Genomic DNA, 24,330 nt, shown 5'->3' on the forward strand with positions numbered 1-24,330 from the left:
GAAATTTACACTATATATCTTAAATAAAAAAATGAAAGATGAAGGTGTTATATATAAATTTACAAATAATTCACTTATTGAAGCTGTTAATTCTGCAAATGTGTTTGTTAAAAAAATAGATGGAACTATTATTGAAAAATGGTACGAAAATAGTGGTAGCAATGCTGAAAATTATTCAAATTTTAAAATAATAGAGAAAGTTTTACATTGTAATTAAAAATACCAAAAATTCCATATAAGCCTATAAATAAGGTTTATATGGAATTTTTAAATTTTCAACTGGGAAACTCGGGAAACCCTTTCTGTTTTTTATTATTTAATAACTAATTCAATAGCACAGTCGCTAGCTAAGAAATCGCCATCTTTATCATCATTTAAATATATTTGATAATGAGCCTTATTTTTTTCATAGTCAAGACTTTTTAAAAAAGTAATAACTTGGAATGGCTTACCAGCAACCATTATCGTTGATGATGTATTTCTTTCGTTCAAGCTAAAAAATAAGGATGACTCTTCTCTAAATATATTCAGCTTAGTCTTAGAGAATTCCATTCTAGTTGCTACATTTGTATCAGGTTCTTTAAATGTGTAAACTTTGTATTCTTCATTATCTATGTTAGCAATTTCAAAATTAGCATCTAATTCAAGTTCAATTTTGATATCCTTATCATTGCCACTAGTGACTAACGATTTAAAAGTTATTTTCATTTTTTTAATCTTTCTTTAATCAATTTTTCACCGTATAAAAATATTGATTTAGCAAGCTCGGGGCCATGTTCAATATAAGTGGTTGCTAATCTAATAGGCATAAATAAATTTTTTCCTTTTAAACCTGTTTTATTGGCTGTTTCATTAATAGCTTCTTGTATTAATTCAACTGTAAATTTTCTTTTTTCAAGTTCAGATTTGAAGGTTTTAATTACATTAAAATCCTTAGCTTCGATTACTGGCTCAATATTGCTTGGCTTGTCATAATTAGCTTTTTCTTCTACTAATTGTTTTAGTGTATAAACACTTTGCTTATATGTATCAGTGAATAAATTAATTCATTCATTATCTATAAAGTTTAATTGCTTAATAATTTTTTCATTAGACATATTTTTTATATACTGCTTTGAAAATCATTGCATCTTTTTAATATCAAATTTAGAAGGTGATTTGCTCAATCGTGCTGGATCAAATTTTGCTATTATTTCATCATTAGTCATTATTTCAGCACTGTCTTCACTTGTTCATCCAAGCAAGGCTAAAAAATTAAATATAGCCTCAGGAATATAACCATCATTTTTATAATCTTCAATGAATTGTTTTAATGAAGTATCCCTTTTAGATAACTTTTTACCATCCATATTTGTTATAACTGTTAGGTGTCCAAATTGTGGAGCCTTCCAATTTAACGCTTCATAGATAGCTAATTGTCTAGGTGTATTAGTGATGTGTTCTTCACCTCTTAAAACATGACTAATAGCCATATCGTGGTCATCTACAACAACTGCAAAATTATATGTAGGATAACCATCAGATTTAAAAATAACTCAGTCACCAATATCATTAGATGCGAAACTAATTTTGCCTCTCACTATATCATCTCATTCATATACAACATCATTAGGCATTGCAAAGCGGATGGAATATTGACCTGCTTTATCCCTTTTAGCTTTTTCAGCATCACTAATTTTGAGTCAATTTCTATCATATCTAAATGAAGCTATACCTTTGGCATCTGATTCAGCGTGTTGTTTTTCTAATTCATCCGCGCTATCATAAGCTTTGTAGGCTAAACCTTTATTTAATAATTCATTAGCAATTTCCTTATATCTATCAAGTTTTTCACTTTGACGATAAGCACCACATTTAGGATTAGGTTTTTGAGGACTTTCATCAGGAACTATTCCTAATCAAGCAAGATTTTCTAATTGACTTTTTTCTCCATTAGTCACATTTCTTTTAACATCAGTATCTTCTAGTCTAAAAACAAATGTTCCATTAAAATGTTTAGCATAAAGATAGCAAAATAAAGCTGTTCTAGCACCGCCTATATGTAAATAACCAGTAGGACTTGGCGCATATCTAGTTCTAATTTTGTTCATAAAAATATTCCTTTTTATTTCATATATTTAAGCAATAATTATTATATTTTATACTATTAGATTAAAAAGCGATATTTAGGGAATGCTTAGTGTGTATTTAACAAGTATTAGATTTTTGTCAGTTTCATATTAAAACTATAAAATAGTCTAATTAGTAAATTTTGCTTGTCTCAAAAGCCTTATGTTTTGACTCACTTTTTGCCCTTTCGTTTTTGACTTTTTACAGTATAATTAAATAATTATATTTATATATATTTTAAACTTAATATTAATTTAAGGAGTGCTTATGTCTAAAAAAAATAATGATAAAAATGAGCAAGAATTAATAGACCTAAAAGATGACAATAAAGATGAAGAATCTTATGACGAAAAGCAAGAGGAATCAAGTGAATTATTTATAGCATTTAAAAAACCAAAGGAAGAAAAAACAGAGGACAGTGACGAGTTTATTCCGCAAAATAAACCAGAGTATCAAGTGCAACCTCAATTATTAGAAAGTGAAAAAGATGGAATTGTACCTATTTTAATTTCCAAAGAAATGAAAACTTCATTTTTAGACTATGCTATGAGTGTTATTGTCTCACGTGCTTTGCCAGATGCGCGTGATGGACTTAAACCAGTACACCGGCGTATTTTATTTGATATGAACGAATTAGGAATTACAGCTGGTACGCAACATCGTAAAAGTGCTCGTATTGTTGGTGATGTATTAGGTAAGTACCACCCTCATGGTGATTCATCTGTTTATGAAGCTATGGTTAGAATGGCGCAAGACTTTTCAATGAGATATCCACTTGTTGATGGTCATGGTAACTTTGGTTCTATTGATGGTGACCAAGCAGCTGCTATGCGTTATACAGAAGCCAGAATGTCTAAACTAGCTGGCGAAATGTTAGAAGGTATTAAAAAAGATACTGTTGATTTTGTAGATAATTATGATGCTAGTGAAAAAGAACCTTCTGTTTTACCTTCGCGTTTTCCTAACTTAATTGTAACTGGTGGCTCAGGTATTGCTGTTGGTATGGCTACAAGCATTCCACCACATAATTTAAGTGAAGCTATTGATGCAACTGTGGCTCTTGCAAGAAATAGTGACATTACTATTGATGAGTTAATGGAATATATGCCCGGCCCAGATTTTCCTACTGGAGCAATAATTTTAGGTACCAAAGGTATTAAAGAAGCATATACAACCGGAAAAGGCTCAATTCCAGTAAGATCAGTGGCTAAAATAGAACATTTAAATAATGGAAAAAGCAAAATTATTGTGACTGAAATTCCTTATGAAATTAGAAAAACTGCCATTATTGAAAAAATAGCTCAATTAATGAAAGACAAAACTATCGAAGGTATTCATGACTTACGGGATGAATCAAATAGAGACGGCATTAGAATTGTTATTGATATAAAAAAAGGCGAAGCTCCTGAGATTATTTTGAATAAACTATACAGACAAACTCCTTTGCAAGCCAATTATAATGTGAACTTTGTAGCACTTGTTGATGGCGAACCTAAATTATTAAATATTAAGTATGCCCTTGAAGTTTATCTCAAACATCAAGAAGAAGTAGTAACTAGAAGATTAAAATTCGATTTAGCAAAAGCACAAGATAGAATGCATATTTTACAAGGTCTTAAGATAGCAGTTGAGAACATTGATGAAGTTGTTCAAATTATTAAATCCTCAAAAAATGATCAAGAGGCTCAAAATAATTTGGCAAAAAGATTTGATTTAAGCGAAAAACAAACTAAGGCAATAGTCGATATGCGTCTTGGTAGATTAACAGGACTTGCTATTGATAGTATGCTTGAAGAAATGAGACTTCTAGGCCTTGAAATAGATAAAATAACTAAAATTTTGAACAGCCATGATTTATTAATTGACTTAATTGTGGAAGAGTTAAATGAAATTAAAGAAAAATACGGTGATAAACGTAGAACTAAAATTGACACTAGTGCATTAGGTTCAATTGACGATGAAGATTTAATTCCACAAAAAGATATAGTTATAACAACTAGCACTAATGGATACGTTAAAAGAATTGATCTTGATGAATACAGAAGTCAAAGACGTGGCGGTGTTGGTATAACTACTATGAAAACCTATAATGATGATGACATTTCATCAATCATTACAACAACAACACACACTGATTTATTAATTTTTACTAATCAGGGACGTGTATATAGAATTAGAGCTCATGCTATTCCAGAATTAACTAGACAGTCAAAAGGCACTTCATTCATCAACATTATTCCAAGATTAAAAACCGATGAAGGTGAAAAGGTTATTTCTATGTTAGCTGTTGATGATTATTCTGAAAATAGATATTTATTTACAACAACCAAGTTTGGTATTATCAAAAAAACTAAATTAAGTGAATATGAAAGAATTAATGTCAGTGGTAAATATGCCTTTAATCTTAAAGAAGGTGATGAGCTAATCAGAGCTTCTATTTTAGGCGATGATGAATTGGTTCTTTTAGCTAATAATGAACAAAGAGTAATTAAATTTAATTCTAGTGACTTTAGACCAATGTCTAGAATTGCAACAGGTGTTAAAGGTATTAATTTAAGTGAAGATCAATTATGTATTTCTTCATCAACCAGTGCTGAAGGTGAATTAGTCTTAACTATTGGTAAATATGGTTTTGGTAAATTAACACATCATAGTTTATTTAGACTTACCCGTCGTGGTGGTAAGGGTGTTATGGGTATTAATGCTAAAACAGCCGGAAATTTAGTATTTGCTCGTTTTGTAAATCCACAGGATGAGTTGCTTATTATTACAACCAGTGGTTTAACCATTAGAACTGCTATTAGCCAAATTAGTATTACAGGCAGAGCAACAAAAGGTGTTAAATTAATAAATCTTAAGAAAAAAGAAGAAATTCAAGCCGTTGAAATTATTAAAATTGATGATAAAACTGATCCAGAAGCAGCGCAGGCGGCAAATCACATCTTAGATGAAATTAAAGCAGAAACTCAAGAAATAATTCTTGATCATGGTGAAATTGATGAAAAAACCAGTGAAATAGACTTTGATGAAGAATAATATAAGCAATAATATACTTAAAAATGAGGCAAACATGGAATTGAAACAAGAGGAAGCAAAAAATACTTTGTTTATCTGCAATTGTGCCCTTCTTTTAAAAATATACAAGAAAAATCCAATTAATGATTTTTCTTTTTCTTTTTTACTTGAACAAATTTTTAATTATTTAAATCAGGAACAAAATTCAAGCATTTTACTTAGTTATCAAGGCAATCAAAAAGGCTATAAAACAGTTGAATTAATAAAAAACATCCCATCAGTAAAAAATTTGAAAGTATATTCATACGATTCAACATATAGTACAGATATATCGCTTGATTTAATAGCACTAAAAAAATTCAATATCAATTATTTAATAAAAATTATAGTAAGCAAGAAAAACGATTCAATTAGCATTAAAATTTTCAATTCCCAAACAAATGATTATCTTGATAATTTACAATTACAACAAATCTATGATTCATACCAAAATGATTCTAAAACTACAATTGATAATATGCCTTTTGAACCAACTATTGAATTTCTTAATTTAAAAAATTTAATTATCGAGCAAGCATCTAAAAATGAAATATTAAAAGATTTCGTTAATGTTAAACCTAGATACATTTCAAATAATATAGCAATTACAAATGATGATTATACAACTGAATTATTAAGTGAACTATTTCGCAATTATGCTGCTAATTTTTTAATCAAAAAAGATAATTTATTTTCTAAAATTAACACTCTTTGATACAGCATTTTCAGAACTGATTCAAGTGTTCGCAAAGGTTATCAAAGTATCATAAACATTGATGCCTATTCAAATTTAATAGTTAATTTATTTTTAGACCTTAGGCTCAAAAAACTTAATTTAAATGAAATTGTTTTAATATATCTAGACTTTTTAATTGAAGAGCTTAAGCGCTCTCAAACAGTGAATATTAAAAATCTTTTTGTATTGGTTTCGCCTAATGTGTCGTATCAATTACTTGATTTATTGAAGCAATATGGACTTAAATATTATTTTTATAATCACAGCAATTTAACTCAAAAAATTAATGATGAAAATTGTTTGTTTGCATATACTTTTGACCAAGTTAATGGTAATCCTAGATATTCAAAACAATTAAATAATTTCTATTTTCTGATTTGTTTGGTTTGAATGCTCAACAGTTATACTAATCGTAATAATTTGCTTTCATTCAAATACAATCAATTATGTGAGAATTTTGGAAAAATTCAATATAAGAAGCAAATTATCAAATTTGATGATGAATTAATTCCTGACTTAGTGTCCTTAATAACTAATAATTATCACCAATTTAAAGATTTTAACCAAATTAAAGTTTTTAAATTTTGAACACATGATAAATATGCACTATTAAGACTATATTCAACCAAAAAACGCCATGCAATTATTATTTATTATGACTATACTATTGCTAGTTTAGTTATTGAATATCAAATGTGTTATCAATATAATAAAGAAACCTTTCCATGAAGATTTGATTTGTTTAAATATAAACTTAATTTAAATAAATGATTAAAAAATGTTAAAAGCAAAACTGAAAACATCCAAAACAATCAAAATCAAGACGAAATTGAAAGTACAAAATAAAGGTTTTTGCCACCTATATTTTTTGCTTCATTTTTATTGATTTTATATTAAAATTAAAAAGCATATTAACAGCAGATAATTATTTTTTTAAATTATATTATTTCATTGGATTTGAAAGTAAGGTTGCTGATAAACCGAAATCATTAAAATAATATTATAAAGAGAGGAATTATCCCTTTTTATGTTTGTATGCAGAAAGAGGAAAAATATGAGATATTTAGGGCCAATTTTCAAAAAGTCTCGTCGTTATGGAATTTCACTTCTTGAAAATGATAAAGAATTTTCAAAAGGCAAAAAGCGTACTTATGCACCAGGCCAACACGGGAATAAACGTGCTAAATTGTCAGACTACGGTCAACATTTATATGAAAAACAAAAACTAAGATTCATTTATGGTCTAAGCGAAAAACAACTTAAAAAAGTATATTTACGTGCTATTAAAATGAAAGGTGTTGCTGGTACAAACTTACTCCAATTACTTGAAAGTCGTTTTGACAACTTAGTATTTAGAGCGGGTTTTGCTTCAACTAGAAGACAAGCACGTCAATTAGTTTCTCACGGTCATTTCCAATTAAATGGCAAGAACGCTGATATTCCTTCAATGCACATTTCAGTGGGTGACACAATTACATTGAAAACTAAATCACAAAATAATGTATTAATCAAAGCAACTATTGAATCAAAACCAGCTGCTGCTTGATTAACAGTTAAAAACTTTTCAGCAAAATTTGATAGACTACCAGATAGAAGTGAACTAAATACAAACGTTAAAGAAAACTTTGTGATTGAACACTATTCAAAATAGTAAATAAGGAGATATTATTATGAAAAAAGATATTCATCCAGCATATCACGTTGTTGATGCTGCGTGCTCAACATGTGGTAAAAAATTTAAGTTTGGTTCAACAATGAAAAGTATTTCAATTGATGTTTGTTCTGGTTGCCACGTTGTATATACAGGTGATAGAACTAAAACAAAAGCTACTGGTATGGTTGATAAATTTAATCAAAGACTTGCTAAAAAATCTAAAAAACAATAATTTTATAAACAAAGAGCTAAGCGCTCTTTTTTTAGCACTCTTGCTGGTGCTAGTTGTAACTGTTCATATTATATTTTGCTTAAATACCTATAAAACAGTTAAATAAATAAACTAATCATTTTTAGCACTCAAATGCTTAAAATGCTAAAAATAATTTATAATATAAATTATGAATTACAATGATGATATCAAACTTTCAGATGATATGAAAAACGTGCTTAAGTGTACTGTTGAGATGTATATAGAAAATGGTTATCCTGTTAGCTCACAGGGTTTAATCGAATCTTTTGATCTTAATTTTTCTAGTGCAAAAGTTAGATACATTATGAATGATCTCGAAAACATAGGATATTTAGAAAAAACTCATACATCAAGTGGCAGAATTCCATCCGCTAAGGGTTATGAATATTATGCTAGATATTTAACTAAACCTAATGTTGACATATTTAAATCTAGATTAAGAGATATTTTTGCGCGTCGCAGAGTTTCAGTTGAAAATACGGTTGATGAAGTTGCCAAAATTATTACCGAATCAATAGGTGTAACATTAGTAACAACTGAATCAAATGAAGATGCTACATTAAACAATATACAACTTGTGCCTATTTCAGACCATGAGGGTTTAGTATTAATTACAGATTCATATGGCAAAACAACTACCAACCAAATCATTATAGATTCACATCAATATTCAATGGAAGATCTATCAATAGCAACAAAAATTTTTAACCAGAGATTAAACAATGCATTATTAACTTCTCTCGCTTCGTCAGTTAAATCTCTCGGCCCTATTCTTTCTGAATCTATTAAAAATTATGAGACGTTGCTTGAAGAATTTGTTAATCAAGTCTTTGACTTTGAATTTGTAAATAAAAACACAGTGTATGGAAAAAACAACATTATATTAGCTGATGATATTTCTAGACATGATTTATTGCAAATTCTTTATACAATAGAAAATGAATCAATTTGGCGCATCATTCAATCAGAAACAGTTGATAATCAAAATATAAAAATAGCAATTAGAAGCGATCATAGTACTTTTATTACTAAGAAATTAGATAATGCTAAAATTAAAGAAATATCATTAGTTGGAACAAATAGAATGAACTATGCAAAATGTCTGTCGGCACTGGAATTGCTTGAAGAGTTGATAAAAGAAGAAAAATAATTAGGAGAGAATATGAATTCAAAATTTAATAACATTATTTTAGAGCAAGGCGATAAATTAATTCTTGATATACATGTTTATACAAATAATGGTGGTATGTCTAAGGAATTGTCCAAAAATAATTTTGCACTTGTACTAGGACAAAATTCATTTATACCTGACTTTGACGAAAACTTTATTGGTAGAAATCTTGAAGACACCTATGATTTTGTTATTTCATTTGATAAAAAATATCCACTTGAAAAATATAGAAACCAAGATATTAGATTTTTAATTGATGTTAAAGATTATATTAGCAAAAGTCAGAGTGACCTTGAAACTAAAATCATTTCATTGCAAAACGAAGTTTCTGAAATCAAAAAAGACTATCAAGAACAGTCACAAGTTATTGAACTTACTAAAAATGAAGCCAAAAATGCTCACAATTCACTTATGATGGTGCAAAAACAAAAAGATGAATTAGAAAAGAAATTATTAAATTCAAAAACGAATAAGCAAACTGCTCCTAATAATGATTCTGCTACACCAACTAACAGTGCTGAAATAGAAAAATTAAATCAAGAAAATAAAGAATTAAACGAGCAAATCAAAGTTCTTAAAGAAGAAATTCAAAAAGCCAAAGCCGCTCCTAAGGCTTTAACTATTCCAAAAGAATTGAAAAAAGAAGTTGAGCAATACGCACTTCAAAAGTTTTTTGAAGAATTTGTGGCTTATTATAAATTTTACAAAGTAACTAGCGAAAGAGTTGATAAAGAAGCTGAAATTTTAGACGATCCTAAACTCAAAGCATTTTCAAAAGGTTATAGAATGATTACATGACAATTTGACGAGTTATTAAAAAAATATGGACTCGTTGAAATAAAACCTACTGAAGGTGAAACATTTGATCCTTCATACCAAAAAGTAAATGAACAATTTATCGATGATAAATTGCCAACTAATACTATTATTAATATACATTCACCAGCATTTAAATTACATGATCGTGTTTTACAGGTTGCATTAGTTGATACAACAGTTCAATCAAGTGATCCACAAGCTAAGAGAATAATTGAAGAAGATGGCGATGATGCTTATCATAAAACCCCTGGCGTAATTCATACCCTCGAAGAGAAAATTAGAAGCAGTATGAAAATTAAAGAAGAATCAAAAACCGTTGATAAAGCTAAAAAAACAACTGCAACAGCAACCGATGAAGACAAACCTAAAAAAGTCTCAGCAAAGACTAAGGCTGTTGAAAGAGCAAAAGCAGCAGCTTCAAAAAACTTAAAATAATTTTAAAATTAGAACATATTTAATGTATATAGATGTGTTTTATTTTTAATTCACAAAAATACTTTATATAATTGTAAAAGTTTTAATACAATGATGTAAATTAAAAATGATTATTTATAAGGATATATACAAAATGAAAAAGAATAAATTATTGTTTACTAGCCTCCTTGCTCCAATATTAACTATGCCTTTTATTGCAGCAAGTTGTAAAAAAGAAGATTCATCTGGTAAAACTTTGGATGAATTAGTTAAAGAAATTAAAGTTGAAGTAAAAGAAGAAGTAAAAGTAGCAGAAATTAAGGCTTCTGATGTTAAATTAGATCAGCTTAATATTATTATTCCAGATGGCTTAACTAAAGCTGATATTACACTTAAAGCTGATGATTCTAAAAGTGAGCTTACAGTAAATGTTAAAGTCATAAAGGAAAATGTAGTCAAAACAGTTTCATTAAAATTAACAGGGTTTAAAAAAGTATAGAAAAATTAAAAAGCGTTGAGGTTATTTAACTCAATGTTTTTTTATTAATAATTCATAGTGTTTGGCAGGTTATTTTAATGATTAAATCAAAGCAAGAAGGCAGTATTTAATCATTATAAAATTTGAACATAAATTTATAAAATGATTTTATTATATAAATATGCTATTTTTAACATCTAAAATTTTTAAAAATAATTTTTTCATTTAATGCTATTTTAAAGTCATATTAGTCAATTTTTGCTTTAAATAACTAAAATTACCTATTTTTTTCTTTTAACTCTTATTTATAGGAATAAAAATAATTTTTGTTATTTTCCACTCCTTTTAAAAATTAAAAGTTTTTATTTATATTATAATTTCAATAGTTAATATTAGTATTAAATACTATGTATTGACTTTATAAGTAAAAATTTATTTCAGTTCATTTTTGTCTATACGTTTTTTTGATTAAAACTATTTTAAAGTGAATTGTTTAAATTTTGTGAAGTAAAATTTGATTTTAAATTTAGAAAATAAATTAAGGAGAGGAAAGATATGAAAAGACTAACCCTTTCTTTCGATAAAAAAAATAAAGACGGTTATCCTTGAATTTTAAAACATCCAAAAATTAAGAAACAAAACTTGGCTCGTTTTAAAGAAAGAAGAGATGCTATTAATTGGTATTTAAATCTCAATTATGAAAGTTATATTTGATTCCAAAATGGTGAAGGTATTTTTTCAGGTCAAATAGCTTACTTATCAGCTGATGAAGCTTCTAAATCAACAGAGTTTCTAGCTATTCCAAAAGTTTCAGGTTTTGATGGAGGCGAATCATACGAAGAAATTTGTGCAGACTTTAATATTCACCCATCGTTGTGAACGAGAAGTTTATATAAATCAAAGATTGAAGAACAACTCAAAGATCTTGATTTTATTCAAGAAGCTGATCCTGAAACATATTTCCCAGCTGATCTTGAAATGAAAAGAAAATCGAACGCTTCATATATTGACTTGACTTCAATTAAGGCTAATCTTGAAGCTAAAATTGCTGAATTACAAAACCAAAATGATGTTGCTAGTGAAACAATAGCTAACCTAAAAGAAGCTTTAGCTAATGAAAAAGATAATTTTGAAAAAATTACTAATGAGATAGAAAACCTTAAAAATGCCCCAGCACAAGAAGCTACCGAATCGCCTGTTGATTCTAATACAGCAGTTGTTGATAATGTTGAAGCAGCACAAGCAGAACAATCTGCTGAAATTCCTGTAAATCAACCAATGGAAAATGTAGCGCCTGAACAACCTGAGCAATATGATCCTTATGCTCAACAAAATGTTCAAATGCCACAACAAGATATGTATCAAAGTACTAATGCTATTGATCTTTACAGAACAAATGAATATTATCCAGTTCAACAACCACAATATAATAACTTCCCTGTGCAAATGCAACCACAACAAGGTGGAATGATTCAAATTTATTCAAGCACCACAAATTTACCAATGGCTTACCAACCTGAAATGATTACTAGCTACTTTGAAAATAAGAGAAAAAAGGAAGATACAGCTTTTGCTCTATTAGTTAGTTTTTCAGTTGTTATGATATTGATCATTGTTTTAAATTTATTAGCTATATTAACTTATACAAATGCAATTAGTGTATTTGCTTAGGATAAGGAAAGGAAAATATGAGAAGTAAAAAAGTTTTTGTTGGTAGTTTAGTATTAGGTGCAACTGGTGTATTAGCTTTAGCTACATCAATTGCTTCAGTTACATTGGCTATTAAAGATAAAAATCAATTCAACTATTATGCTCATGAATTAGAAACTGAATATAATGAACTTTGAAAAGCTATTTATGGTGATGAAAATGATAAAGAAAGTGTTGCTAATAAGATAAAAAGAGCAAAACAATCAATTCAAGATCTTAAAAAATCTATTGATGATTCTGAAATAAAAAGCAATTTGGACTCATTAACTGATACATTAGTTGATTCAATTTCGCCAGTTTATAATCACGGTATTGAGCAATTAAAAAGATTTGGAGCATTTTATAAAGACTTTTATACAAAAGAAACTGATTCTGAAACAGGTGAAGAAGTCTTAAAATTTACTGATAAAATTAAATCTAACAATATTAAAAGTTATAGATTTGGTCATCATTTAGGTAATCCATACTATAATCATTTCAGTACGAAAGAATCTAATGAATTTAAAGCCTTACTTAAAGAACTAAGAGGGCAAACATTTATGGGTGCTCCTGTGGCTACTACTGGTAATGGTAAATTTCAAAAATTAGCTGAAAGAATTAAAGCTTCAACATTTGGTTCAGATATAAACCCTCTTTTCAATTCATTGGTAACTAATTACTATGATACACAAGCTTTATTGGAAAATATGGCTTCTTTAAGTTCAAACATAAATGATAATGAAGCATTTATGAAAAAATTAAATGATACTGAACTTAAATATTCTTCACAAAATGCAAATGAAGGCAAGAAGTTTTCAGATGCATTGAAAGAATTAAAAACTTTATATAATGCTTTTGATAGTTCTATGTCTCAAATTAATAGTTCACAATCTACTAATTTATCTAAATACCTTGAAAAAGCACTAAGTAAAGGTTTTGGTCTTGATGATAAATCAACTAAAGCCGCATGATTAGGTGGCATGAAGTTCTTAAATAATGCTACTAAATGAAGTTCAGAATTATGAAATGCTGTATATACTCATATTAATGATAATGTGAGATATTCAAGAGGCTTAAATGATTCAAGCGATAAACTTAAAATGAGTGAAAAAACAATGAATTGATGAGACACAATTACTGATGGATCATCAGCTTTCATTAAATCACTAAAAAGTGTTTCTAAGGCTGTAAGCACCAAAGGTAATTTAGCACAATCATTAGATAATGAAAAAGTTTCACCAACTGCTTTATCTTCATTTTATGCAAAGGAAATATTAACTAAATTTGCTTCTGCATCATTAGATAATTATAATAATGTTGTATCGCAAGTGCACGACGTTTTTGCAGGTGTTAAAAGCGAAAGAAATGATTTACTTGAACACTTTGCTAATTTACACAAAAACCAACTTAATTTAATTAAAGGTTTCAAAAAAGATGTCACACCTATTTTGGAAATATATAATAATACAGTTTCAAAAGCTAAATCACTTGGCTTAAATACTACTACATCGATTTTTGACGCTTCGCAAGCTTCAAACTATGCTATTGAATTACAAGGAAGAAAAGCTAGCGATTGATATAGTCAAATTAAGAGTACACTTTCTAGTTTTGAATCTAAATTAAATCAAACCAATCTTGATAAAGTTGATAAAAATATTGATACCACTAATTTCCTTGCTATCCTTGGTCTTGATACTCAAGTTAATAATGAAATTAAAGGTTTAGATGTAGCTAAAATGTTATTTGAAGATGATGCTACTGCAAATAATTCAATTAACGCTAGATATGAAACTTTTTTAAACGCAGTTAATTCAACAATTAAAGCTATTAATAATAGAATTCCTGAATGAGAAAATAATCAAGCAGTTTGAGGTTCGCTTAATGGTCTTTATGAAGGAAAAGCACACTCTGCTGTGCAATTAACTAAGAACTTCTTATTACATGGATTCTTTGACTTTACAGATGCCAAAGAAGTTAGAGATCAAATTAATGAAGAAGCAGCTAAACTTAATCCTAACTGAATTAGTGACAGTTTAACAACTTCAACTTCATCTAAATTCAATCAATATGATGACTTTTCATCAAGCAGCAATTCAATTGCTGGATTATTAAACTATGCTAATAACTTTATGAATCTTGCTCTTAAAAACACCAAGATTCTTGATGAAAAGCACAAACAATACGAACAATTACTTAAAAAAGTAGACAACCGGATTGTTGAACTTAAAAACATTATTAATCCTATTAATTACCAAAACGAGCAAAATGATCTTGATGTTGCTTTAAATAATGCATTTTATAGATCATTAAAAATCTATTCAAAAGTTGATGATTATGCTACAACAACACTAGAAAAATACTCACAACTATTTGATGAATCACAAAATGCTATATGAACACACAAAGTTGCTTATTATAATTCATGAAAGAATTTCTATAATGCAGCTTCTGGTATTGGTAGCAGTCCTGAAATACTTTCATTACTCAAGAAAGTTAACAGTGCGTATTCATCAACTGAATCAGCCTTATTCTATTTAAAAGATTCTGCTAATTCAATTATGAATAAAGCTAAAAGTCAATTAATTGACGATAATGCTCAAATTAAAGGCGTGATTAGTGCTGAAAAAGCAGCCCAAAACTACAAGAACACATCAGATTTTAATATTTTAACTACTAGTGCAATAACCGGTAGTATTGATAAAATTAAAAACGTTTTAACTAAATTAAACAACATATATGAATATGTTTCTAATAATGCCAATTTTGATTTAATGAAGCAAAAAATTAAAAACACAGTAACTAATAATATTGATGAAAATGCTTCATTAAACAAATTAACTAAATATGAAGCATTTGAATTACTTAAAAACATCGGTCTAAGAAACGATTATTCAGATAGAGTTAAAATGCTTACTAATGTTAAAACAGCAGTTAAATTTAATGACGATCCTAATGTTATTAACGAACAAGCTACTAGATATGGCTTTAACCGTGATGGCAATTCAACTACCGATACATTATTTGAAAACTTCTTGATGTTATTATTAATTGAAGAAAATACTATGAACAAAAAATTTGCTGAATTAGATAAACAAGCGGATGACCTTGAAAGTGTTCTTTACCAAAGTGTTATCACACCTAATTATGATGATTTAAACAACCTTTATAATAACATTATCAAAGCATCACAAATGATTCACTACTTCAACAATGTTCTTAGCCCTAGCGGCACTTCAAACGAAATGGCTTTAAAAACCAACAATAAATACTTCCACTCAGTAAATAGTGGTAACAATAGAAGTATTTACGCTAAACCAATTCCTTTTGTTCTAAGTGCAAACTTTGGGTATACCAACAAAGGAATTTCTCAATCATTAGAAAAAAACCTAGCCGATGGATTGGGTATAACATCTAGTTATCTTGATCACCGTAGAATTGGTCATACAAGATTTACCTTTTCTAAAGTTTTTGAAGGAGATAGAAATTGAGATGAAAATTTTTATAATTGGAGATGGAGAGAAGTACAAACTAAATGAATGCATAAGAGTACAGTTTCTGGTTCAATCTATGTAGATTTAAATCAGTTTACTGCTTTAAATGGGAATACTATTGATATATCTAATTATTACTCTGCTGTAAAGCCTATTAATAATTATTGAATCAAAGTGGTTGATACTTTGCATGAAACCTTAGAAGATAAAAGAGCTTTTGCCAGAGCTGATGACGGAGTTAATCCAACAGTTGATCTCAATGCTTGGATACAAAATTGTAAAGATTCTAATTCATTATTAGATATGTCTGGCAAGCATTTACACACTGATAGATATCATACTAATGATTGGGATTTATCTTATAAAAAACTTGTTAATAATTCTGATTGAAAATCATATAAAGTTTTATCTTTTGAGAATATGATTTGAACTGAAAAATTTAAGGATGAATTAGGTAAATTTGAACAATTCCGTAAACCACATCAATCATCAATTTTCTTCAGAGACTTTAATGAGGATTACTTAGATTCATTCCTAGAATATAACTTAACTCAAAATAAATCGTATGATAAATTCTCACTAAGCTTAGATGATGAATTTAGTGCTAAATTCCAACAATACAATGTTCAAATAACCAATCCTGCTAATGTTTATGGTAAAGTCCAAGTGTCAAATCCAAATGGTTACACATATATAGGAAGAATTGAAAATATTCCTGTTAATACAACTTATTCAGTAGACATTCCTGGTTTAGGTCAAAAAATGGAATTTAAATTTGACTATCAAATGCAAATTAATGGTGTAAGTGATCATGCTAACTTCTTAAGTAAATTTGCTCATAAAGCTGGTGCATTAAGAGCAAGCAAAAACTACAGCAGTGTATCATACAGCTTTATTCCATACAAGTGATAATTGAAATTATTCCTATAAAAAAAATATAAACAAGCAAGTTAATATTGCTTGTTTTATTTTTATTGTTATCAGTATTAATTAATACCAATCTTGCTGTTTTACAATAGAATAAAGAAAATTGTAAATTTACATTTAATTAATTAATATTTAATATTAATCTAATATTAATTTTGTATAATTAAAACATTAATTAATATATAAAAATATAAGAAAGGATATCGATATCTCTTATGAATAATATGAATTATAATCAATACCAACAACCTTATAATACAGGATATTCTAACTATGGTATGACACCACCTAAAAAAGGAGCTTTGAGTCGTTGAGAAGAGTGAAATTTTTATTACAATTCTAAAAAAACATGATGAGCAGTTGGTGTAGTGGCCGCTATTCTAGCATTATGATTAGCTTTAGTTGGTTTATTTGCTTTCTTTACCAACAAAGCACTTGAAAATGCTTCTGTACCTACTGGAAATTTTAGTATTCCAGACCCTGAGGCGCTTGGACAATTACCATTAGGCGGAGCAATATTTGGTATGTTATTTATGATATGAATGTCAATTGCATTTGCATTTTTATTAACATATTTATGCATTGTTTATTCTATTAAATCTATGAATCCTAATGCATTCAAACTTGCTACAATTTTTCATAAATTAACATTAGCCTTTAACTTCTTACACTATTTACCTGTTTTATTAGCCATTAATAAATACATTGATGGTCCAAGCGAAGAAGAAAAAGCAATTGCTGATTGAGAACAAACAATTATAAGCAATTTTGGTTACAACCCTACATGAGGCTCAGGCAATAGAACATTAGCACTTGCTGGAACTAACCAAGGAGGTTATGGTCAACCTTCTTATGGCCCACAACAAGCAACAGCTCAATTTAATCCATACGGTCAACCAAATATGCAACAACCTCAATATGGACCACAACAAGCAACAGCTCAATTTAATCCATACGGTCAACCAAATATGCAACAACCAACTGGTCAATATAACCCTTATGGTCAACCAAATATGCAACAGCCACAACCAAATCCATATGGCCAATACAATCAACCAAACATGCAACAACCTCAATATGGTCCTCAACAACCTACTGGACAATATAACCCTTATGGTCAACCAAACATGCAACAACAACCAAATCCATATGGTCAATACAATCAACCTAATCCAAATCCACAAGCTAATCCTTATGGAAATTATCAAGGATATCCATATCCAAATAATAATCAAGGACAAGGTTCATATTAATTCATACATAAACAAAAATCCCACACGGGATTTTTGTTTATTTTTGGATCAAAGATTTAGTAAAAAATTCTAATTTACTCAAAAATTTTTCCTAAAAAATGTGTTTTGATTATTATTATTCTATTGTATAATAATAATGCTTTTTATACGTTGTAATAAAAGAGCTGGAGAAGTAGCTCAGCTTGGCAGAGCGCTACGTTTGGGACGTAGTGGTCGCAGGTTCAAATCCTGTCTTCTTCACCATTAATGGGGGATTAGCTCATTTGGCTAGAGCGCCTGCCTTGCACGCAGGAGGTGGTGGGTTCGAATCCCATATCCTCCACCATTATATGGCGTTGTAGCTCAGTTGGTTAGAGCATTCGGTTCATACCCGAAAGGTCAAGAGTTCGACTCTCTTCGACGCTACCAAATATGGAAATCTAACTGCATGGACCTATAGCTCAACGGTTAGAGCAACCGGCTCATAACCGGTCGGTTACTGGTTCGAATCCAGTTAGGTCCACCATGGGTGATTACCCAAGTCTGGCTGAAGGGACTAGTCTTGAAAACTAGCAGGAGCTTCACGGCTCGCGGGGGTTCGAATCCCTCATCACCCGCCATTTGTTCGCAAGAACACTAAAACATATGATTACATATCGCGGAGTGGAGAAGTTGGTATCTCGCAAGGCTCATAACCTTGAAATCGCTGGTTCGAGTCCAGCCTCCGCCACCATTGGTCCAGTGGTAAAGTGGTTTAATACGCCTCCCTGTCACGGAGGAGATCGCGGGTTCAATTCCCGTCTGGACCGCCATTGTGGCTCTGTAGCTCAGTAGGTAGAGCAACGGATTGAAGCTCCGTGTGTCGCTGGTTCGATTCCTGCCGGAGCCACCATATCATATATAATTTGACTTCACAATAGTGAAGTTTTTTTATATAATAAAATAATATTTATATATCAATATTATTTATAAAGGAATTTTATGACTAAATTTATATTTACAACAGGTGGAGTGTTATCTGGTTTAGGTAAGGGTGTAACTTCTGCTAGTATTGGAAATCTTTTAAAATCACAAGGCTTTAAGGTTTTTGCACTTAAACTTGATCCATATTTAAATGTAGACCCAGGCGCTTTAAGTCCTATTGAGCACGGTGAAGTTTATATTACTAGTGATGGTTGAAAATGTGACCTTGACTTAGGACACTATGAAAGATTTATTGATGTTGATCTTTCAAAAGAAAGCAATTATTCAAGTGGTCGGATTTATCAAGAAATTTTTGAAAAAGAGAAAAAAGGATTTTATAAAGGCAAAACTATCCAAATAGTGCCACATGTTACTAATGAAATAATTAGCATTATTGAAAACTGTGCTAAGAAGCATAAACCTGATTTTATGTTAATTGAAATAGGTGGTACAGTTGGTGATATTGAAAGTAGGGCACACATCTATGCTATGAGTAAATTTGCTAGCATGTATCCTGATAAAACCTTTTTTGTACATGTAGCTTTTGTTCCTTATCTATCAGCATCCAAAGAATATAAATCTAAACCATCACAAGTTTCAATTAGCTCACTTAGATCATTTGGTATTAACCCTAATGTCTTGCTTTTACGCTCACAAGGTGAAATTGATAATATGATTATTAGTAAAGTTGCTGATGCGTCATTTTTACCAAGAGAAACTGTTATTAATGTGCCAGATAAAGCAAATATTTATGAAATTCCAATTTATTTAAAAGATCAAAAATTACTTAAAATAATCTACAATCATTTTAATATTAAAAAAACTATTAATAACCAAGCTTTTAAACCTTGAGAAGATTTTTTAGCTAAATATTTAGCCTCAAAAAATACTAAAAGCAAAATACTATTGTGTGGCGCTGATATAGCACTCGAAGATGCTTATTTATCAATTATTCACTCATTAAAAATTGCAGCAGCTCATTTGTCTATTGATTTACAAATAGACTTTATTAAGCCAAGTAATTTAGGCACTAATACAATTGAAAGTTATATCAAACAAAACCAATATACTGGCCTAATTTTATTGCCTGGAATTGATTATAAAGATTATGAAGTAATGATTCATTTAGCTCATTATTGTGCTAATCAAAATGTATCTTGCCTTGGTATTCTTGAAGGCTATCAAGCGATGGTGTTAGCACAAGCCAGAAGCAAAAAACTTTTTAATGCTACTAGCGAAGCATATAAAAGTGAATTTAAAAACGGTGAGTATCTTTTTAAAAAGCTTGATAAATTTAAAATCGGAGCTTATGATATAAATATTAAGCCACAATCGTTATTAGCATCAATTTATCAAAATGATCTTATTAGTGAAAGATATCATAATCAATATGAATTAGATCCTAAATACATTAATGATATAATCGATGAAAACTTCCATTTTACAGGCTTTTTATGCAAAACTAATGTTCCACAAGCATGCGAATTAAACAATCATAAATTTTATCTTGGTATTGAATACCACCCTGAATTTACTACAAGAGTATTAAAGTCAAATAAATTATTTGATGCTTTTCTAAAATCAACAATTAAATAATAATATTGGAGAATTAAATGAATATAGATGATTTGAAAAAAACTTTAAATATGCCTAAAACTGATTTTGAAATGCGGGCTAATTTAGTTACTAAAGAACCAATTTTTAGAAAGCAATGAGAAGATAATAAGCTTTATGAAAAAGTCCTTGCTAAAAATAAAAATAATACTCCTTTTATACTTCATGATGGGCCTCCATATGCTAATGGAAATATTCATATTGGGCATGCTTTAAACAAGATACTTAAAGACATTATCATACGTTACAAATCTATGCAAGGTTTTTATACACCATATGTTCCGGGTTGAGACACACATGGTCTTCCAATTGAACTTAAAATGTTAACCGAATCTAAACTAAATTATAAAAATCTTTCTCCTCTGGAATTAAGACAAAAGGCGTCTGCTTATGCTGATATTCAGGTAAAAAATCAAATTGCACAATTTAAAGAATTACAATTGCTAACTGATTTTAAAAAGATTTATGTCACAAAAGATCCTAAATTTGAAGCAGCTCAGTTGAGACTATTTAAAAAAATGGTGCTTGATGGTTTGGTTTATAAAGGCCTTAAACCAGTTTATTGATCACCAACTAGTCAAACAGCGCTAGCAGAAGCTGAAGTTGAATATAAAGATATTGAATCACCATCAATATTTGTGGCATTTGAAATAATTGATACTAATGGTTCTCAAAAAATTAAAAAAGGCGATAAATTAGTTATTTGAACTACAACGCCTTGAACTTTATTAGCTAATGCTGCTATTGCTATTGGCGAAAAATTTAATTATTGTCGTTTTGAATATCAAAAGCAAGGCTACATTGTAGCAAGAGATCTATATCAAAGTGTAACTGAAACATGCAACATGAAACAATCAACTATTACTAGCGAATTCATGGCATACGAATTGCTTGATGTAAAATACAAAAGCATTTTAAATAATCTTACTTGTCCAGTTGTTTTTGGACACCATGTAAGTTTAGAATCAGGTTCAGGTTTAGTTCATATTGCTCCTTTATTCGGTGAAGATGATTTTCAAATTGGAACAAATAATAGCCTTAATATGATTATGCACGTTGATGATGACGGTGTTTTAAATGAACAAGCAGGTAAATATAAAGGTCAATTTTATGAAAAATCTAACTTACTTATTTTTGAAGAATTAACTAGTAAAAAAGCCTTATTAGCTAAAAATACAATTCATCACTCATACCCGCATGATTGAAGAACACATAAACCAATTTTATACAGAGGAACACCGCAGTGATTTGTTTCAATCAGCAAAATTAAGCCACAATTACTTAATGAATTGGAAAACATTACAACATTCCCAGATTGAGCTAAAAAACGCCTTATGTATATGATTAACGGTAGAAATGATTGAACTATTAGCAGACAAAGAACCTGAGGAGTTCCAATTATCATTTTCTATAATAAGGATAATAAACCAGTAATAAATGCTCAAATTTTTGATTATGTTATTAACTTAGTTGAAAAATATGGAACAAATATTTGATGGGAAAAGTCAGCTGATGAATTATTGCCACCTGAATTTAGAAACAACGGTTATACCAAGGAAATGGATATTATGGACGTTTGGTTTGATTCAGGCGCTACTTCATTAGCAGTTGAGATTGATAAAAAAGTCCATCCACCATATGATTTATATCTTGAAGGTAGCGACCAATATCGTGGATGATTTAATTCTTCATTAATTAACTCGGTTGCATATTGTTCAAAAGCACCTTATAAACAATTAGTTAGTCATGGTTTTGTGCTTGATTCTAAGGGCGAAAAAATGTCTAAGTCCAAAAATAATATTATTGAGCCACTTAAAATTACCAAAAAATACGGTGCTGACATTTTAAGACTTTGGGTTGCTAATAGTGAATATACAAATGATGTTAATATTAGTGATGATATCATCAATCAAAACAGTGAAACATATCGTAAAATTAGAAATACAATTAAATTTTTACTAGGTAATTTAAATGGTTTTAAATATGATGCCAAGGCTAAAAGAAATGGCATTCATGAATACATTAAACATGAATTAGAAAAAACAAAGGCTGAAATTTATAAGGCATATGATGAATATAACTTTTTAAATGCTATAAAGTTAATCAATAAATATGTTGTAGAATTATCAAGTTTTTATTTAAATATAACAAAAGACATTTTATATGTTGAAGAGTTTAATTCAAATAATAGAATTATGACCCTTACGAATTTTTATGAAATAGTAGAATTTTTAATCAAAATAATTGCTCCTATAATGCCAACAACAGCAGAAGATGCTTATAAATTTTTCAATAAGGAAAACAAGTTAGAAAGCGTTCATCTTGAATCATTAGATAAACCTAAAGAATATGATGAAACACTTTTTAACAAATGACAAGAGTTTTTCAAGTTAAAAGATGAAATTAATTTATTGATTGAAAATGCTATTCAAAAAGGTTTAATTAAAAGAACTAACGAAGCCAAAGTGACAATTTCAAACCCAAGTGAATTTATCAAGAGCACTGATTTAAAACAATTACTTATGGTTGGGCTAATCGAATTTGGCAATGAAACTAAAATTGAAGTTTTTGATTCTATTAAATGTTTAAGATGTTGGAATCATTATGCGCCTAGTCAAATTAAAAATGATCTATGCCCATTGTGTTTAAAAATAATTAGTAAATTGGATAAAAAATAGTATGGCTAACCAAGAGCAAAATAAAGATTCATTTTTAATAAAAATTAAAAACATTTTTAGAAAATGAATTAATAATCTTAAACACAATTATGTATCAGTTTTAATTAAATATGCCCTTTTTGTAGGCTTATTTGTAATTTTACTTTTATTTGATCAATTAACCAAAGATAACTTTTTTAATAAAATTCCCGATTCTAGTTCTGCTTCAGGTTTTGAAGGGGACACCAGTATAGTATATGATTATGGTCTAATTGGTTTTAGATCAGTTGCTCATCATGGTGTTACAATTTTTTCTAATAAAGAACTATCAAAAACAGGTTTTAATTTTATACATTTTATTAGTATATTATTGTTAGTTTTTTTGCTTATTACGCCATCGTTTGTTAAATCAAATTGTATTATTATAATATGTGCACTAGTAGCAGCTGGCGATGTGGGCAATTTTATTGATAGAATGAAGTATAACAATACCGTGCTCGATATAATTTATTCACCATTTCTTGAAAGGTGAGCTAATAAACATCTAGGAACATTTAATTTTGCAGACACATATATAGTTGCTGGTTCTGCACTATTAATATTCTATGTGATATTAAAGAACTTTATGATGCCTTCAAAAGAAGATCTTTATGAAGAAAATATGATTAATGAACTTTTAGTTGATCCTATTGTGATTGAGCAAGCAAAAAATAAATTAAGCAGCAAAAAATCCTGAGTTTCCCAGTTAGCACTCAAAAATCAATCATAAATTGAGGTCTTATATACTTTGTATATAAGATTTTTTTATAAAAAATAAAATATTACAATGATTACAATGATAAATATGGTATAATATTGTCATGAAAAAGACGGGATATATTATTTTAAAAATAAAAAGAAAAGACTTTACATATGTTTGCGCCGGAATATCAAACGGTTTTAATAAAGGCACTGGCAATCAAATAGGATTGGGTAAGTTAGAAGATTTGGAAAGAAAAAATGAAAATGCTATTGATATATTAAAGAAAGTGGCGAGAGAAATCGATATTAATCAACCAAAAGAAAAAGT

General features: G+C 29.0%; 17 protein-coding genes and 8 tRNA genes. 23 read left to right on the forward strand and 2 right to left on the reverse strand.

Features of this window, described 5'->3' with window-relative positions; genetic code table 4:
* The coding region (locus tag T386_RS04295; RefSeq protein WP_036459938.1) for a hypothetical protein at positions 1-217 on the forward strand (217 nt) is incomplete at its 5' end.
* Positions 218-312: 95 nt separating this feature from the next.
* Here the strand turns inward: T386_RS04295 and T386_RS0102150 are convergent.
* Together T386_RS0102150 and gltX are read right to left on the reverse strand one after the other, a co-directional pair.
* Positions 313-708, reverse strand: a complete 396-nt coding sequence (locus T386_RS0102150) for a hypothetical protein (RefSeq protein WP_029513529.1) — start codon at positions 706-708, stop codon at positions 313-315.
* Positions 699-2,090: a glutamate--tRNA ligase gene (gene gltX, locus T386_RS0102155; protein WP_029513530.1), complete on the reverse strand. Its 1,392-nt coding sequence runs from the start codon at positions 2,088-2,090 to the stop codon at positions 699-701. Before gltX ends, T386_RS0102150 begins: the two co-directional genes overlap by 10 nt.
* Before the next feature lie 286 nt (positions 2,091-2,376).
* On the opposite strand from gltX, the gene gyrA reads away from it, so the two are divergent.
* The 22 genes from gyrA to T386_RS0102265 form a co-directional block, all read left to right on the forward strand.
* Entirely contained in the window at positions 2,377-5,145 is a 2,769-nt protein-coding gene (gene gyrA, locus T386_RS0102160) for a DNA gyrase subunit A (RefSeq protein ID WP_029513531.1), read from the forward strand.
* Between the two features lie 34 nt (positions 5,146-5,179).
* Entirely contained in the window at positions 5,180-6,745 is a 1,566-nt protein-coding gene (locus tag T386_RS0102165; RefSeq protein WP_156935929.1) for an MAG5620 family putative phospho-sugar mutase, read from the forward strand.
* 208 nt (positions 6,746-6,953) lie between these two features.
* The gene (rpsD, locus tag T386_RS0102170) at positions 6,954-7,550 is read left to right on the forward strand and encodes a 30S ribosomal protein S4 (protein ID WP_029513533.1); all 597 of its coding nucleotides are present in this window, start codon (positions 6,954-6,956) and stop codon (positions 7,548-7,550) included.
* Positions 7,551-7,569: 19 nt separating this feature from the next.
* Positions 7,570-7,785 (forward strand): 50S ribosomal protein L31, encoded by a 216-nt coding sequence (rpmE, locus tag T386_RS0102175; RefSeq protein ID WP_029513534.1) that lies wholly within the window; start codon positions 7,570-7,572, stop codon positions 7,783-7,785.
* A 169-nt stretch (positions 7,786-7,954) separates the two neighbouring features.
* The gene (hrcA, locus tag T386_RS0102180; protein ID WP_029513535.1) at positions 7,955-8,956 is read left to right on the forward strand and encodes a heat-inducible transcriptional repressor HrcA; all 1,002 of its coding nucleotides are present in this window, start codon (positions 7,955-7,957) and stop codon (positions 8,954-8,956) included.
* Between the two features lie 12 nt (positions 8,957-8,968).
* Positions 8,969-10,231: a nucleotide exchange factor GrpE gene (gene grpE / locus T386_RS0102185; RefSeq protein WP_051622776.1), complete on the forward strand. Its 1,263-nt coding sequence runs from the start codon at positions 8,969-8,971 to the stop codon at positions 10,229-10,231.
* A gap of 133 nt (positions 10,232-10,364) precedes the next feature.
* The gene (locus tag T386_RS0102190; protein WP_029513537.1) at positions 10,365-10,709 is read left to right on the forward strand and encodes a variable surface lipoprotein; all 345 of its coding nucleotides are present in this window, start codon (positions 10,365-10,367) and stop codon (positions 10,707-10,709) included.
* Between the two features lie 534 nt (positions 10,710-11,243).
* The gene (locus T386_RS04455) at positions 11,244-12,359 is read left to right on the forward strand and encodes an MAG3090 family protein (RefSeq protein WP_051622777.1); all 1,116 of its coding nucleotides are present in this window, start codon (positions 11,244-11,246) and stop codon (positions 12,357-12,359) included.
* Between the two features lie 17 nt (positions 12,360-12,376).
* Positions 12,377-16,780: a hypothetical protein gene (locus T386_RS0102200; protein WP_029513539.1), complete on the forward strand. Its 4,404-nt coding sequence runs from the start codon at positions 12,377-12,379 to the stop codon at positions 16,778-16,780.
* 230 nt (positions 16,781-17,010) lie between these two features.
* The gene (locus T386_RS0102205; protein WP_029513540.1) at positions 17,011-18,048 is read left to right on the forward strand and encodes a polyadenylate binding domain-containing protein; all 1,038 of its coding nucleotides are present in this window, start codon (positions 17,011-17,013) and stop codon (positions 18,046-18,048) included.
* Positions 18,049-18,214: 166 nt separating this feature from the next.
* Positions 18,215-18,291, forward strand: a tRNA-Pro gene (locus tag T386_RS0102210).
* A gap of 5 nt (positions 18,292-18,296) precedes the next feature.
* Positions 18,297-18,373: transfer RNA gene (locus tag T386_RS0102215), tRNA-Ala, on the forward strand.
* A 6-nt stretch (positions 18,374-18,379) separates the two neighbouring features.
* Positions 18,380-18,456, forward strand: a tRNA-Met gene (locus T386_RS0102220).
* Between the two features lie 21 nt (positions 18,457-18,477).
* Positions 18,478-18,553, forward strand: a tRNA-Ile gene (locus T386_RS0102225).
* A 1-nt stretch (position 18,554) separates the two neighbouring features.
* Positions 18,555-18,647: transfer RNA gene (locus tag T386_RS0102230), tRNA-Ser, on the forward strand.
* A gap of 37 nt (positions 18,648-18,684) precedes the next feature.
* Positions 18,685-18,760 (forward strand) — tRNA-Met (locus tag T386_RS0102235).
* A 2-nt stretch (positions 18,761-18,762) separates the two neighbouring features.
* Positions 18,763-18,839 (forward strand) — tRNA-Asp (locus T386_RS0102240).
* A gap of 4 nt (positions 18,840-18,843) precedes the next feature.
* A tRNA-Phe gene (locus tag T386_RS0102245) sits at positions 18,844-18,919 on the forward strand.
* An 89-nt stretch (positions 18,920-19,008) separates the two neighbouring features.
* Complete coding sequence (locus T386_RS0102250; RefSeq protein ID WP_029513541.1) at positions 19,009-20,586, forward strand: CTP synthase; 1,578 nt, start codon at positions 19,009-19,011, stop codon at positions 20,584-20,586.
* 17 nt (positions 20,587-20,603) lie between these two features.
* Entirely contained in the window at positions 20,604-23,282 is a 2,679-nt protein-coding gene (gene ileS, locus T386_RS0102255) for an isoleucine--tRNA ligase (protein WP_029513542.1), read from the forward strand.
* A 1-nt stretch (position 23,283) separates the two neighbouring features.
* Positions 23,284-24,030: a signal peptidase II gene (locus T386_RS0102260; RefSeq protein ID WP_051622778.1), complete on the forward strand. Its 747-nt coding sequence runs from the start codon at positions 23,284-23,286 to the stop codon at positions 24,028-24,030.
* 91 nt (positions 24,031-24,121) lie between these two features.
* Positions 24,122-24,330 (forward strand): hypothetical protein (locus T386_RS0102265; RefSeq protein WP_029513544.1); only part of this gene is annotated, 209 nt, incomplete at its 3' end.

The organism is Mycoplasmopsis primatum ATCC 25948, assembly GCF_000702785.1.
Lineage (GTDB): Bacteria > Bacillota_I > Bacilli_A > Mycoplasmatales > Metamycoplasmataceae > Mycoplasmopsis > Mycoplasmopsis primatum.